The sequence below is a fragment of the Haladaptatus sp. AB643 genome (genome assembly GCF_024136975.1).
Taxonomy (GTDB): Archaea; Halobacteriota; Halobacteria; order Halobacteriales; family Haladaptataceae; genus Haladaptatus.
The window spans coordinates 1-425 of sequence record NZ_JAMYJW010000039.1 but is presented as its reverse complement, the minus strand read 5'-3'; the positions used below and the strand labels follow the sequence as shown (position 1 = coordinate 425).

Genomic DNA, 425 nt, shown 5'->3' with positions numbered 1-425 from the left:
CGCGGCACCGAAATCGCCATCATCTTCCAGGACCCGATGGAGAGCCTGAATCCCGTCTTCACCGTCGGGAGCCAACTCAGGGAGTTCATCGAAATCAACCGCGATTTGTCGAAATCCGAGGCGAAGGAAGAAGCGATCAGTATGCTTCGGGAAGTAGGCATTCCGGAACCGGTCGAACGCTACGACAACTACCCACACCAGTTCTCGGGCGGGATGCGCCAGCGTGTGCTCATCGCGATGGCACTTGCGTGCGAACCGAGCCTGATCATCGCCGACGAACCGACGACGGCGCTGGATGTGACCGTCGAGGGCCAAATCCTCTCGTTGGTCAACGATTTGCAGGCCAAATACGACACGAGTTTCATCTGGGTCACCCACGACATGGGTGTCGTCGCCGAACTGTGCGACCGCGTGAACGTGATGTA

1 protein-coding gene is annotated in these 425 nt (G+C 58.4%); it reads left to right on the top strand.

Going from position 1 to position 425, the window contains the following annotated elements; genetic code table 11:
• The coding region (locus NKF25_RS24085; RefSeq protein ID WP_253229146.1) for an ABC transporter ATP-binding protein at positions 1-425 on the top strand (425 nt) is incomplete at both ends.